Below are 13,734 nucleotides of genomic sequence, written 5' to 3'. Positions count from 1 at the left end.
TCCTTGATAATTTTATTACTGCATTTTCTTTTTTTGGAACAGAGATTAAAGCTAACTCATTGAATATTATTTTACCTGTTGGTATTAGTTTTTATACTTTCCAAACTTTGAGTTATACAATTGATGTCTACAAAAGAAAACTAGAGCCTACAAATAATTTTATCGCATTTTCAGCATTTGTAAGTTTCTTCCCACAATTAGTTGCAGGACCAATTGAAAGAGCAACTCATCTACTTCCTCAATTCTACAAAAAAAGACACTTTGACTATTCAAAAGTAGTTGATGGCATGCGTCAAATTCTCTGGGGTCTATTTAAGAAAATAGTAATTGCCGATAATTGTGCAGAATATGCCAATTTGATTTTCAACAATTCAGCAGACTATTCTGGAAGCACATTAGTATTGGGAGCATTATTTTTTACTTTTCAAATTTATGGAGATTTTTCGGGATACTCAGATATTGCTATCGGTACTTCTCGTCTTTTTGGTTTTGACCTCATGCAAAACTTCAATTTCCCATATTTTTCTAGAGACATAGCCGAATTTTGGAGGCGTTGGCATATTTCTCTTTCAACTTGGTTTAGAGATTATCTTTATATTCCTCTAGGAGGAAGCCGCGGTGGTACCTGGATGAAAGTAAGAAACATTTTTGTAATTTTCATTGTCAGTGGGTTTTGGCACGGTGCAAATTGGACATTTATAGTTTGGGGTGCATTGAATGCTATTTACTTTTTGCCCCTTTTATTAACAAACAACAACCGTAATAATCTCGAAACAGTAGCTCTAGGTAAAATTTTCCCAAGCCTAAAAGAACTCTCTTTTATGTTGCTGACTTTTGGCTTGACTGTTTTTGCTTGGATATTTTTTAGAGCAGAAAATATTGGTCACGCTTTGAATTACTTATCTACAATTTTTTCAAAATCACTATTTACAATTCCTCATTTTGCAGGAATGCGTATTGCTTTATACACATTAGTTTTAATTTCAATATTTGTTGTTGTTGAGTGGATAGGCAGAAATGAACAATATGCCATTGCTAAATTAGGATTTACGTGGAAAAAACCAATAAGAAATGTTATGTATTATTCAATAATTTTAGCAATCTTTTTTTTTATGGGTAAACAGCAACAATTTATTTATTTTCAATTTTAGTGAAAAATAATATGAAAAATTTTTTAATTCGATTAATAAAATTTTCAATTCCTCTAATATTTTTTGCCTTTGGAATTGCATCTTATAATTATTGGCTGGATCCGTTTGGAGTATTAAAAGGGGACATGAAAGAACAGAAAACAGAACCAAACCAACGTTATTTAAAAATAAAATATTGCATTGATAATCCAGGGAAATACAACTCCTTTTTATTCGGTTCATCAAGGGTTGGTAAAATTGATGTAACAAAAATACCGGATTCGAATAGTTGGTATAATTTTACATATTCAGTATGTCTTCCTAATGAAATATTGGGAGATGTGAAAATATTATTGAGGAATGATGTTAAAATTAAAAGAATTCTTATTGGGCTGGATGAAATCTCATATTTGGTTTCTCCGGAATCGCATGAAAACCAAAGTCTTAGAAGGCCGTATAAGAATCTGGTTGATCCTTATTTATACTATCTTTTTTTGCCGCCCTCTTATTCTATGTATAATAGCATTAAAACTGCAGACACTTCTAAATTTTATTCTGATGGAGCATATGAGGTAATCTATACTTCTGGTTGTTTTTCTCCTAACAAAAAAGATATTTTCATAGAAGATAACCCAAACGCACATGTCAGAGATTCCATTTTTACCAAACCATCTTGGTCTGCTTCTTATGAAGAAAGAATTGATAAAACCATTAATGAAATTAATGAAATTAATGAATTGTGTAAAACTAATAGAATTGAAGTCGTTTATTTTATTAATCCTATATTTAAAGAAACATATTTAGCTGCAGTTTCGCATGATTTCTTTCTATTTCTGGAAAAATTAGCTTCAAAAATTCAGTATTATGATTTTAGTGGGATCAATGAAATCACCACAAATAAACTAAATTATTATGAAGCTAATCATTATAGACTTAATGTAGGTGATGAAATTATTCAAACTATTTTTAATTCTAAATTGAATGTTAAGATTATAGTTAATACAAGCAATTTAAATTCTATTATAAAATTAAAACAAATTGAAATTAATAAAGAAAGAATGCCTAATCGTACACATAAACCATTAATGGAGAGGTGATTAGGCGCGGCTCGTGGCAACTCTTAGTAATCATATCAGCAGTTTGAAAGTTAAGAGCATTCGTGTTCGTTAAGATACATTGTTTACAAAAGTTAAAGATTAGACTTTACACTAAATTAGTCTCTAACCTTGTTGATGATTCTTTTGATCTTAATTGATCTTCATTGAAAAAAACTAAAAATACATTTCTGTAATGCACCTTCCAAATTCCATTATCTAAATCTTCAACTCCCACATATTTACCTTTTAAAGCAGTTGTTAAATATACCCAGTTAATACGATTTCCATCTGATAGCACCATTTTGAGTTACTTTAAAAACTCTAAAGTTTGACTCAGAATCAAATTGATGTATTTTCTCGGGAAATGGTCTCGTGGAAAAATGTGTATAAAAGCTGGCGTTTCCATTCCCAAAGCTTCATGAGGTCTCACGTGATTATATTCCCTTACAAAGCGGTTTAAAAGCCTTTGTTGAGCTTTAAAATCATATACTGAAGTTTTGATACATGCAACCTTTAAATCACGATGCATTCTTTAGTGCCGTCCATTTTGTTCTGGATGAACAGGATCGGAGAACACCGGCAGAATACCTATCTCTATAAACCAGTATGAGAGTCGTGTAAACCGCAGAATATCCATTACTGAACCAAAAGGGCTCCCATTGTCGGAATGAATCTGTTTGGGGATTCCATATTTTCTAAAAACCTGGTAAACTCAACTTTTGCAGACTTTAGATTTTCATGATAATGTCCCTTTGCTGTAAATACAAACCGACTTTTTGAGTCTGCTATTGTTAAGGGATGACAATATCTTTTTATTACCCATTAAGAACTTCCTTTAATTGGAGTATCCCATTAATCACTTTTATATCTGTTTAATTAGGGTGATTTCTGGCTGTCTTGGACTGTTCTAATAAGCCGTCATAACCTTGACTTTCAAAACGAGTAATGATTTTGTAAGCCGTAGGTCTTGAAATTCCAAAACTTTTGCATATTTCGGTAATGGTGTAATTTCCTGTTCGCCATTCAAAAATAAATTCGATTTTTTGTTCCATAGTCGTTGTTTCTTTCCAAGGCATAGCAATCTGAGTTTTGTTTCAAATTACTACTTAAAAAGGGTAACCGATGTTTCTTTAACTTTATAAACGATGTCCCTTTACCATACCTCGAAATGCCCAACGCCACATACACGAAACGTTATCATTTATTTAAAAAAATGAAAATGAAACAAGCAATATTAATTACAGCTTACAAGAATTTTGAACAACTAAAAGAACTCATCAATGAATTTGATGAAAATTTTAATATATACATACATGTGGACAAAAAAAGTAGATTAACGAAAAAGGCAATTAGAGAAATAACAAACATCTCTAATGTGAAATACTTTACACAAAAATATAAAGTGAATTGGGGAGGATTAAATCATCTTAAAGCATATCTTAAACTATCGGAAAAAGCACTATTACACAATGAAAATGTGTATTTTCATTTGATTACAGGGCAAGATTATCCCCTGAAATCTAATGAATATATTAAAAATATGTTATTCAATAATCAAGATAAAAAGCTTAATTACATGGGCTTTTTTAAAATGCCAGCCAAGTGTTGGAGAAATGGAGGTATGGATAGATTAGAATATTACAATTTATATGATTTATTTAACGCTAAATCATCTTTCGAATCCAAATGGATTGGTCGCACACGAAGAATACAGAAAGGATTAGGCTTTAAACGATCTGTAAATTTTTGTAAACAATTATATGGAGGCTCTACATATTGGACTATACACAGAGATACCTTACAATTCGTAATTCATTTTACAAAACAAAACCCTTCATTCCTTAAACGATTTAAATTTACTTTTTGTGCAGAAGAAATTTATTTTCAAACTATAATAATGAATTCAGAACATGCAGACAAAGTTGTTAATGATGATTTAAGATACGTTGATTGGGAAACAGGGCGAGGAGGATATCCAGCATTCTTGGATGAAAATGATTATGAATCAATTATCAAGAGTAATAAATTATTTGTCCGTAAGATTGATCCCGATAAAAATAAATTAAAACAAATGCTAACAATGTATAGAAAATAATAGCCTTTATAGCTGTAAAATAAAGGGCTTTACCCCGATTCAATTTTCTTGTAACTTGACAGGAATGAAGCCCGCAGTCGGCTACTATTCTTATACGAACCGTTAACTGCAATTAAAATAACAAAAATATAAAGAGTTAAAATGAGAATAGGAATATTAATTAAAGAGTTTGAAGCATTATCAAATTGGGAATTAAGAATAATCAATCGAATTCTAAAAGACCCATCTCTTGAATTGGCTTTATTAGTTCAAGATGGTAGAGAAGGAAATAATAGTCCCAAAACATTAAAAAATAAATTGAAAAGATTATTTAAATCAAAAAATATTATCGGAAAATTATTATTCGGTTTTCAGCATAAAATTGAAAATAATTTATTTAAAGAAAAGTTTACCGTTAATAGAGCAAAAATTATAAAAGAATTAAATAAGATTAACATAATAAAAGTGGCGCCCGAAAGAAAGGGCTTTTTAGATATTTTTGATGCTAGTGATGTTGAAAAAATAAAAAAACACAATCTTGATATTATTTTACGTCACGAATTTAATATAATTAGAGGTGAAATATTGCAAGCATCACAGTATGGTATTTGGTCATTCCACCACGCAGATAATTCAATTAATAGAGGTGGGCCTGCTGGATTTTGGGAAATAGTTTTAAACCAATCTTCGGTTGGTGTTACTTTACAAAAATTAACGCCTGAATTAGATGGTGGTCTTGTTATAGATAAAGCTTTTTTTAATGTTCACTGGTCTTTTGTAAGGACAAAAAAACTTATTTTAGAGGCCTCTGTTTCTATTTTGTTTAAAAATATTAAAAAATTACAAAATGGTGAATTCACACCAAGAAAATCACTTGTATATTTCAACCCACTTTATAAAGTTCCTAAATTAGGAGTAGTATTTAAATATATACTGTTTTTTTATTCTAAATTAATAGGTAAGATAATAGAAATAATTAACTATAAAATTTTTGGTATCAGATATAATTGTTGGACACTTTTTATAGGAAAAGGTGATTTTCTTAATTCGACATTATTTAGATTAAAACCTGTAAAACTGCCTAAAGATGAGTTCTGGGCAGACCCTTTTATATTCAACTATAAAGGTGATAATTATATATTTTTTGAAAATTATAATTACAAAACTAAAAAAGGAAAAATATCTTGTGGCAAAATTTATAACAATAAATTAATTGATATAGTTGATGTTATAGAAAAAGACTATCATTTGTCATATCCATTTATTTACAAGGAAAATGAAGATATCTTTCTTATGCCTGAAACTAGTGACAATAATCGTTTGGAAATATATAAATGTATAAAATTCCCTTCAGAATGGGAACTATACACAACAGCCTTTGATAATGAAAAAGTAGCCGATGCTCATTTCCACAATGATAAAAATAAAACAAAATGGTTATTTATTAATAAGAAAGTAGACATTAATAACGCAATGGATAGTGAATTATATATTTACAAAGTAAACTCATTAAGTCTGAAAGGTTTAGATTTAGAACCTCATAAAAATAATCCGGTTATAATTAACTCAAAAATAGCGAGGAATGGAGGTGCTATATTTGAATATGAAAATGAAATTTATAGACCATCACAAGCAAATATTGATGGTGTTTATGGGCGTGCATTAAGTATTAACAAAATAGAAAAATTGACTATTAGTGAGTATGTTGAAAAAACTATTGTAACAGCTTACCCCAATTTTCATAAAGGGTTAATATCTATGCATCATTTACATCAATCAAATGGGGTCTTTGTAATTGATGCAGCATATAGGAAATATAAAAGCAGTTAACAAAGGCTATACGTAATGTGAGTTTGTGCTGAATGTAAGATGTTTAGCACTAAGTGAAATCAGTATTGAATTGTAAATTAATCGTTTCAAAAACCCACACTACGCATAGTGTGCCAAGAAGCAGCACATCGGCATAAAAGAGTGCTGCATGCTTTATTTGAGATGGTGGAATCGACCCACCAGAGTCGTCTTGCAGGAGAGGGCTTTAAACCACCTAAAGGAGCTTTGGTAAAGAGCCATTGTATTGAGCGTTTAGGAGAATCTATACCATGAGTATAGCAGGTATTAATAGAAGAGATGAACGAAAGTGAACCACTGATGAGGTGTCGAGAAGTGGTAATATTCTGTCAAAAGTCGCAAAGTATATTATGGGATGACAAGTGTAAGGGGGGCCTGTTTATTGCTTGTACGGCAGACGGTGTTCAGGTGGCATGACTTCTATTTAGGCTCAGATAAGGAACTTGGGAACCTGTGTTGTAATGTAAAGTGAAAGGCGCAATAAGTACAACTTATAGGCCGAATAGCAATGTACAACAACAACAACAGGTACGGATCTATCCGTAGTAGCGTTGAAATTTCTGTAATGGAAGTGGAGCAAAGGGATAGAGTCGTATGGTTTTATAACAGAAATCAACTCGATAAGAGGATGAATCTATGGAATGAAACAAAATCGATACCTATAAGTCGTACCATGATATTGAATGCTTAAAGCAAGTGAAATCCAATAAAGGAAGTGCTGGAGTTGATGATATGGGTTGGGATGAATTTGAATCGGACCGATCGCAACAACTCTACAAACTCTACAAACTCTGGAATCGAATGGCATCGGGGAGCTATTTTCCACCGCCAGTAAAAGAGGTTGAAATTCCGGAAAAGGATGGCAGCATGCGTAAGCTAGGGATTCCTACTATTGCCGATCGCATCGGTCAACAAGTGGTTAAGAATTATTTAGATCTAAGAATTAGAATCAATTTTCAGCAACAATAGTTATGGCTATCGACCCAATCGTAATGCCCATCAAGCATTAGAGGAGGTTCAGCGTAATTGTTGGAAAAACGATTGGATAATTGATCTAGACATCAAAGGGTTTTTCGATAATATTGATCATGCAAAACTGGTGCTAGCGGTACGAAAGCACGTACCCGAGAACTGGGCGTGTCTGTATATCGAAAGATGGTTGCAAATGCCTGTTGAAAGAAGAAACGGAGAATTGATACAAAAACAGGGAAAAGGCACACCACTGGGTGGAGTTATAAGTCCATTGTTGGCGAATCTGTTTCTACATTATGCTTTCGATAAATGGTTAGAGAATCTAAATTCCAATGTGAAATTTGAGCGTTATCCTGATGATGCAATAATTCACTGTAGAACCAAAAGACAAGCAGATTGGCTGCTGAATAAATTGTACGAAAGGATGGCAGAATGTCATCTTGAATTGCATACCGAAAAGACCAAACTGGTTTATTGTAGAGATTACCGCAAGCAAGAGAAACATAAGAATGTCAAGTTAGATTTCTTAGGTTATAGTTTTCAGCCACGCAGTAGTAAATCGCAGAAAACAGGTAGCCTTTTTCATGGTTACGGTTGCGCAATCAGCATTTCTTCACGTAAGGAGATAGCTGAAAAGGTAGCCATTTAGCTAGCAGAAAGTAAAACGTGTAGAAGCATTGTGGGAATAGCACAACGGCTTAATCCTCAAATAAGGGGCTGGCTTAATTATTACGGTAAATTCCCCAAGTGGGAAATGCATCATATTTTCCGCTTACTAAACAGTCGATTGGTTCGATGGGCACGACGAAAGTACAAACGTTATAAGAATAGTATTTGCCGCGCGTATGCGTGGCTTAAACGAATAAGAAAGCTGTTTCCATATTTGTTTTTATCATTGGAAGTTGAACTTTTCTATTCAACTTGTAATCCGATTTATATACGATAAGAGCCGCATGATGGGAGACTATCAAGTACGGTTCTGTGAGAGGCTTAGGGTGAGACTCCCTTTGCCTACTCGACAACGAACCGTAAGCCATTTAAAAAGCACCTATGAGAAACAGATTTCTTCTTTTGTTTTTTGATTATAATTCCCTTCGTTGTAAGCGGACAAAAAAATGGTGCTGGCAGAGTCTTGAATACTATTTAGGTGAAGATGGGCGAAATTTTCAACCTCAATGCAAAAATAATACAATCGGTTTCTAGGGCTGGAAACAATCGGTGTATTCTTAATACTAACTGGTTTATATTAATGAGTTTAAGCTTGTGTTTGGCGATTTACAAAACTGTCATTATCCCAGGGTGAGTTATTCTCCATATATAACCAACAAGATTCGTAGGTCAAGAAAGCTCAATAGTTGATATGTGCTGAGGAATTCATTCTAGTGAAATTATTGCATCAATACTAGATTAATTATCTACAGGTAGGTGAAGGATAGTCAGTGACATCTGACTGGATATGGCCCATGATATGAACCTGATCATCAAAAAAGTGTTTCCCAAAGGGCAATGAGTGACAGATCGTCTTTATGTGTAAATATTGACGTTTGATAGGCTCAGAATATTATACTAGAATATAGGTGTCAGGCCCTAGATTAAGAATATAAAGCCTAGAACGAACTAGGGTCTGGATTGCAGACCTGAAATATTATTCCATGGGGGTGTTCACAAACAATCACCTGGGATAAATAGATATCAGCTTTTAAAATCTTAAGTAATAAGACTCCCGTGCAATCACTATAAATTCAAGTACTATATAAATACTATCCAACTAATGAAAAAGCTTACAAGCTGTTCTATTAGTTATGACAAATCAATAACAAACTTGTGTACATTAATGGTGAGAACAATGTAAGCTAGGTAGTTTAATGCAGTTGAGATTCAGAACTCAATCCTTTTTAAACTGTTAGAAGAACTTTCGAAATGCATGGCTATTCCATATAAACTTTTTTGAGCAGAGAAGCACAAATCCTTCTTAAATGGACTTACTGAAATTTATATTTAAAATATCCCTCTCTAATATATCAATGTTGATATAAGGACATAATTTTCAATTCTGTACTATCACCAATGATAGTTAATGTTAAGTATAATTAATTTCATAAAAGTTCTTATCATGAAAAAAAAATATTAACAATTATTGCCTTATTTTTATTTTCAGGTGTATTTATCTCTTGTGAAAAAAGTAGGTCTCATAGCGATGAGTCTGAATAAATTCCAGGAATGGGAGATTCTGATGAAGAGTTAGAAGTTATTGAACTTTTGGATTTTCTGATAGGATTATCTCTTGTTGGAGATATTACTGGGATTGAAGTAAATTCTGAACCATTAGAAAACCCTATTGGACCTGGAGGTCAATGGGTAATACTTGATGTCTTAATACAGAATGTATCGGATAAAGATGCAATTTTTTCCTGCCAGGCGGAGAATGCCAGATTGAAGGATATCAGCATGCTATTTCTTTACAAAGGGTTGAAGTTCCTGTTGAAAAAGAAAGTTCGAAGCCTTATAAATTGTTTGTTTATTGTATAATATAAAGGAACGAGTAGTAGTAGTCCAGAGATCAATTATCAAATTCTTGGGATTTCTAATTCAGACAAGATTATGAGACTCGTAGAAGCTTTATAGGATAAAAAATAAAGATTATCTTCCCGACAATAACGCTGAGTTTGAAGGAATTTGCATAAAAATCCAATACATCGTATGGGCAATAACTAATGGATCAGGTCTTAGTTTGAGGATTTGTATTTTATAATTCACTGCCAAATGTTGTAGTGGAATAACAGTATTTATTCTGAAATAATTAGCATTTTATAATGAAGTACCTTATCTGGATAAGTAGCTTGATTGCGTGTTTTTTTGAAATGTATAATACTCCCTCTTCTTTGAATATACAATCTCCATTTCAATATTTTTCTAAAATACATTTTTTTAAGAGTACTAGTTTTTATCAGTTTTGCTACTGATGGTTTGGGCAATTGTTCAAAATATGGTAGTTCTGATATTACACTTAGTAACTAATTCCTTAGAATACGATTCTGGCTGGTTTTTAAATCATTAGGATTATTTGTTATAGTCTTCAATTATTTCTTTCAATAACTCATCCGTAAAATTTAAAAATAAACTAAACTCAAGGCATCTAAATCTTTTTCTTAGCATTGTTTTATTCAAAAAATATTATTGGAATTTCATGCTTAAAAGATATTAGTAATTATATGAGCTGCTTCGCTATGTGTGGCAGCTTTTCATTTTCAAGGCGTAAGTGTGAGAAATTTGTTGCAACTATGTTGCAACCAAAAAATGTAATATAAAAAAAAGCAACATTTAAAATGCTGCTTTGCCTTTAAATACTGGCGGAGAGAGAGGATCATGAACTATCCTATTTCCGTATACTGTGATACAATATTTTAGCCTTGTAAACAATTTTTCATTACACCAAATTCTGCAACTATTTGATTGCTTTGCTTTTTATAAAGATGTTCTCATTTGCGAGTGAATCAAAGATAATAAAAGTGTTCATAATATCTCATATTTTATTAGTTATATCATCTTTTGTAAAATAGAATAGATATGAAATACCTGAAGAACTATTCGTTAACAGTTGTGAGAATTTTGGCTGGAAAGCGATATTGTTAACCCGATAGCAACATAAAAACAAGGAGTTTTTAAGCTTCTTGTTTATTCCTGTGTTTTGTCTCGTTATCGGGATAAAGTTAGACTAAAAGCAAACGGCAGAATTGGTCTTAATCGTTCAAAGTGGAGCGTTGATTGTTATTGCCATCTATATCAGATGTTCGATGTTTAACAAATAAACTCTACTTTTCATCAACTTTATTTTATAAAATGACTAATTTTTATTAACTTATTAGTAAGGTAATCCTATAGTAATCTTTATTTTGAACCTATGAAAACCAGATTTATTTTATTAATGTTTTTTATTGGGAGTATCATGAATTTTACCAATTGTAGTAAAGATGATGATGATGATGTGAAAAATACGCCTCCATCTGCGCCGAATCTTAAATTTCCTGCCGATGAAGCTATTGAGCAGGAAAGCAGTATTACTCTGGATTGGGGCGATAGTGTAGATCCCGAAAAGGATGAAGTATCATACAACCTTTACTTTTCAGAATCACAAGGTGAGCTTGATGATAATATTGAGGTATCTAATCTTAAAACATCTTCGTACCAGTTGAATGATTTGCAGTACTCAACAAACTATTACTGGAAAGCTATTGCTAAAGATACTAAAGGAGCAAGTTCCTCAAGCTCTATATTTAGTTTTACTACTAAAACAAACAGTACCTTAACCGATATAGAAATGGTAGCCGTACAAGGCGGCACTTTCCAAATGGGTAGTAACTATAGTTATAGTGAAAAACCTATCCATACAGTAACGCTTAGTAGTTTTGCAATTGGCAAGTACGAGGTGACGCAAGCACAATGGGTAGCGGTAATGGGTAGTTACCCATCAAATTGGAGAGGCGATAATTTACCTGTTGAACGGGTAAGTTGGAACACTATACAAACTTTTATAACAAAGTTAAACGAGCTAACAGGTTTAACATACCGCCTACCTACCGAGGCAGAATGGGAATTTGCAGCACGTGGGGGTTCGGCAGGCTCAGCCACCACTTATGCGGGTAGCAATACAATTGGCGATGTGGCTTGGTATAATATTAACTCAGGTAGTAAAACTCACGAAGTAGGTACAAAACAACCAAACGAACTTGGTATTTACGATATGGCTGGTAATGTATGGGAGTGGTGTAACGATTGGTATGGTAGTTATGGTAGCGATGCTGTAACCAATCCTACAGGTCCTGCATCTGGCTCTTACCGTGTTTTGCGTGGTGGTGGTTGGTACGGCAGTCCGTACAGCTGCAGTGTTGCTTATCGTTTTAACTACTCCCCGAGCCAGGGCAGCCACCATGGCGGTTTTCGTCTGTTACTAGTTCAATAAAAAGTGAACTAAAAATACCAACCTGAAAATATCAAATCATGCAGATAAAACTATTTAGTATATCCTTATCTGATAATGGAAGCCAACAAGAAGAGATGAATAGTTTTTTGCGAGCTCATAAAATATTGAATGTGTTGGAAAATGTTATAAAAACGGAGAGCTGCGGTGTTTTGTGTTTTCAGCAAAGTATATTTATACTAATGTTAATCAGCTTAGAAAACAGCCTTCAATAAAAATTGATTACAAGGAAATATTGTCGGATTGCGATTTTATGCGTTTTTCCGAATTACGAGAAAATGAAAAGCGATATCCGAAAAACAAACAATACCAACCTATGCTGTCTTTACGGATGCTGAGTTGGCCGAAATAACAAAACTTGAATATGCAAATGTAAGTGACTTGCTGAAAATAGGAGGTGTAGGGAAAAATAAGGTGGAAAAATTTGGTGAATTAATTTTAAAATAGATTGAAACGTATAGGGAATTTGATAGCTGAAATAGTAGATTTTACGAAAATCTGCTCCTAGCATTTTGGAAAGCGCAAAGGGGAAAGTCAATAAATCAAGAGGTCGTAAAATTTAGAGACAAGCTTAATAGTAATTTGCAATGCCTAAAAAGGACTATTGTTTCGGGAGAGATTTCTGTTGGGGATTATAGTTTTTTTTAAATATACAACCCCAAAGAAAGGCTTATTTGTGCTGCATCATTCCCTGAAAGAGTATTGCATCATGCATTAATGAATATTTGTCATTCGGTATTCGAAAAACAACAAATATTCCATAGTTATGCTACTCGAATAAATAAAGGCACTTATGCGGCTTTGCATCAAGCAGCAATAAATCACAAAAAACATCTTTTTTATCTGAAACTCGATGTGCGAAAATATTTCGCTAGCATTAACTATATGGTGCTGAAAGATATGCTTCAACGAAAGTATAAGGACATGCTGTTATTGGCAATTTTCGAACAAATAATTGACAGCTATTGTATAAATGTGGGCAAGGGACTTCTTATTGGTAATTTAACGAGTCAGTATTTTGCCAACTATTATCTTTCTTTTGCTGATAGGTATATCTTACAGCAATTGAAGATTTCTGCCTATGTGCGCTATATGGATGATATGGTTTTGTGGAGTAATAATAAAGCTGACTTATTAAATGCAAGTAAATCTGTAATTTTCTATTTAGAAAAGGAGCTTGATTTAAGCTTGAAAACATTTGTTTTAAATACCAATAAGCATGGTTTATCATTTTTAGGTTATCGTTTGTATCTGAATAAAACCACATTAACCCATAGCAGTAAAAAACGCTTTGTGAGTAAAACTAAATTGTACGAATATAAATTTAAGAAAAATATATGGTCGCAAACCGAATATCAACAGCACATATTGCCTTTGTTAGCATTTGTGTATCATGCCGATACAAAAGCGTTAAGATCTGAGTTATTTCATAATTTAGGATAATAATCGTTGGGCTCTAACCGTGTTTTGCGTGGTGGTAGTTGGAACAACAATGCGAACAACTGCCGTGTTGCTAATCGTAATGACAACAACCCGAGCAATAGCAACAATAACAATAACGTTTTTCGTCTATTACTAGCTCACAATAAAAGATGGATTTCTTATTGTGAACAGATTATTATTCCTGTTCCATAT

The 13,734-nt window shown here is 32.8% G+C and carries 14 protein-coding genes and 1 pseudogene; 12 read left to right on the top strand and 3 right to left on the bottom strand.

Annotated features, from left to right (window positions below):
* The first annotated feature begins 59 nt into the window (after window positions 1–59).
* Window positions 60–1,151: an MBOAT family O-acyltransferase gene (locus ACXR6G_RS02915; RefSeq protein WP_458359892.1), complete on the top strand. Its 1,092-nt coding sequence runs from the start codon at window positions 60–62 to the stop codon at window positions 1,149–1,151.
* A gap of 11 nt (window positions 1,152–1,162) precedes the next feature.
* Window positions 1,163–2,227, top strand: a complete 1,065-nt coding sequence (locus tag ACXR6G_RS02910; RefSeq protein WP_458359891.1) for a hypothetical protein — start codon at window positions 1,163–1,165, stop codon at window positions 2,225–2,227.
* A 106-nt stretch (window positions 2,228–2,333) separates the two neighbouring features.
* Here the strand turns inward: ACXR6G_RS02910 and ACXR6G_RS02905 are convergent, their stop codons facing one another.
* The 3 genes from ACXR6G_RS02905 to ACXR6G_RS02895 all read right to left on the bottom strand — a co-directional run bounded on the left by ACXR6G_RS02905 (window position 2,334) and on the right by ACXR6G_RS02895 (window position 3,303).
* Window positions 2,334–2,528, bottom strand: coding sequence for a hypothetical protein (locus ACXR6G_RS02905; RefSeq protein WP_458359890.1), 195 nt, complete (start codon window positions 2,526–2,528; stop codon window positions 2,334–2,336).
* A gap of 6 nt (window positions 2,529–2,534) precedes the next feature.
* Window positions 2,535–2,756 (bottom strand): integrase core domain-containing protein, encoded by a 222-nt coding sequence (locus tag ACXR6G_RS02900; protein ID WP_458359889.1) that lies wholly within the window; start codon window positions 2,754–2,756, stop codon window positions 2,535–2,537.
* A gap of 343 nt (window positions 2,757–3,099) precedes the next feature.
* Window positions 3,100–3,303: a helix-turn-helix domain-containing protein gene (locus tag ACXR6G_RS02895; RefSeq protein ID WP_458359888.1), complete on the bottom strand. Its 204-nt coding sequence runs from the start codon at window positions 3,301–3,303 to the stop codon at window positions 3,100–3,102.
* 143 nt (window positions 3,304–3,446) lie between these two features.
* On the opposite strand from ACXR6G_RS02895, the gene ACXR6G_RS02890 reads away from it, so the two are divergent.
* From ACXR6G_RS02890 to ACXR6G_RS02845, 10 genes and pseudogenes are all read left to right on the top strand, one after another.
* Window positions 3,447–4,322 carry a beta-1,6-N-acetylglucosaminyltransferase gene (locus ACXR6G_RS02890; protein ID WP_458359887.1) on the top strand — a complete coding sequence of 292 codons (876 nt, stop codon included), beginning with the start codon at window positions 3,447–3,449 and terminating at the stop codon, window positions 4,320–4,322.
* Window positions 4,323–4,463: 141 nt separating this feature from the next.
* The gene (locus ACXR6G_RS02885; RefSeq protein WP_458359886.1) at window positions 4,464–6,131 is read left to right on the top strand and encodes a glucosamine inositolphosphorylceramide transferase family protein; all 1,668 of its coding nucleotides are present in this window, start codon (window positions 4,464–4,466) and stop codon (window positions 6,129–6,131) included.
* A gap of 526 nt (window positions 6,132–6,657) precedes the next feature.
* Complete coding sequence (locus ACXR6G_RS02880) at window positions 6,658–6,840, top strand: hypothetical protein (protein ID WP_458359885.1); 183 nt, start codon at window positions 6,658–6,660, stop codon at window positions 6,838–6,840.
* A gap of 5 nt (window positions 6,841–6,845) precedes the next feature.
* The gene (locus tag ACXR6G_RS02875; RefSeq protein WP_458359884.1) at window positions 6,846–7,118 is read left to right on the top strand and encodes a hypothetical protein; all 273 of its coding nucleotides are present in this window, start codon (window positions 6,846–6,848) and stop codon (window positions 7,116–7,118) included.
* Window positions 7,102–7,770 carry a reverse transcriptase domain-containing protein gene (locus ACXR6G_RS02870; RefSeq protein WP_458359963.1) on the top strand — a complete coding sequence of 223 codons (669 nt, stop codon included), beginning with the start codon at window positions 7,102–7,104 and terminating at the stop codon, window positions 7,768–7,770. Before ACXR6G_RS02875 ends, ACXR6G_RS02870 begins: the two co-directional genes overlap by 17 nt.
* A gap of 21 nt (window positions 7,771–7,791) precedes the next feature.
* Window positions 7,792–8,067, top strand: a pseudogene (locus tag ACXR6G_RS02865) (group II intron maturase-specific domain-containing protein); the annotation flags it as partial.
* Window positions 8,068–9,341: 1,274 nt separating this feature from the next.
* A complete protein-coding gene (locus tag ACXR6G_RS02860) occupies window positions 9,342–9,650 on the top strand; it encodes a hypothetical protein (RefSeq protein WP_458359883.1) in 309 nt (102 codons plus the stop codon).
* Window positions 9,651–11,022: 1,372 nt separating this feature from the next.
* Window positions 11,023–12,081: an SUMF1/EgtB/PvdO family nonheme iron enzyme gene (locus ACXR6G_RS02855; protein WP_458359882.1), complete on the top strand. Its 1,059-nt coding sequence runs from the start codon at window positions 11,023–11,025 to the stop codon at window positions 12,079–12,081.
* Between the two features lie 306 nt (window positions 12,082–12,387).
* Window positions 12,388–12,546 (top strand): HRDC domain-containing protein, encoded by a 159-nt coding sequence (locus ACXR6G_RS02850; RefSeq protein ID WP_458359962.1) that lies wholly within the window; start codon window positions 12,388–12,390, stop codon window positions 12,544–12,546.
* A gap of 201 nt (window positions 12,547–12,747) precedes the next feature.
* A complete protein-coding gene (locus tag ACXR6G_RS02845; protein WP_458359961.1) occupies window positions 12,748–13,542 on the top strand; it encodes an RNA-directed DNA polymerase in 795 nt (264 codons plus the stop codon).
* Window positions 13,543–13,734: the final 192 nt, after the last annotated feature.

The sequence above is a fragment of the Ancylomarina sp. YFZ004 genome (assembly GCF_054254355.1).
The sequence above is the reverse complement of the archived record's forward strand: the minus strand, read 5'-3'. Positions and strand labels throughout refer to the sequence as shown.

Coding starts and splice junctions, on each gene's coding strand:
- ACXR6G_RS02885 (WP_458359886.1), top strand. CDS start 4,464: ATGAGAATAGGAATATTAATTAAAGAGTTTGAAGCATTATCAAATTGG.
- ACXR6G_RS02890 (WP_458359887.1), top strand. CDS start 3,447: ATGAAACAAGCAATATTAATTACAGCTTACAAGAATTTTGAACAACTA.
- ACXR6G_RS02910 (WP_458359891.1), top strand. CDS start 1,163: ATGAAAAATTTTTTAATTCGATTAATAAAATTTTCAATTCCTCTAATA.
- ACXR6G_RS02860 (WP_458359883.1), top strand. CDS start 9,342: ATGGGAGATTCTGATGAAGAGTTAGAAGTTATTGAACTTTTGGATTTT.
- ACXR6G_RS02855 (WP_458359882.1), top strand. CDS start 11,023: ATGAAAACCAGATTTATTTTATTAATGTTTTTTATTGGGAGTATCATG.
- ACXR6G_RS02905 (WP_458359890.1), bottom strand. CDS start 2,528: ATGGTGCTATCAGATGGAAATCGTATTAACTGGGTATATTTAACAACT.
- ACXR6G_RS02900 (WP_458359889.1), bottom strand. CDS start 2,756: ATGCATCGTGATTTAAAGGTTGCATGTATCAAAACTTCAGTATATGAT.
- ACXR6G_RS02895 (WP_458359888.1), bottom strand. CDS start 3,303: ATGCCTTGGAAAGAAACAACGACTATGGAACAAAAAATCGAATTTATT.
- ACXR6G_RS02880 (WP_458359885.1), top strand. CDS start 6,658: ATGTACAACAACAACAACAGGTACGGATCTATCCGTAGTAGCGTTGAA.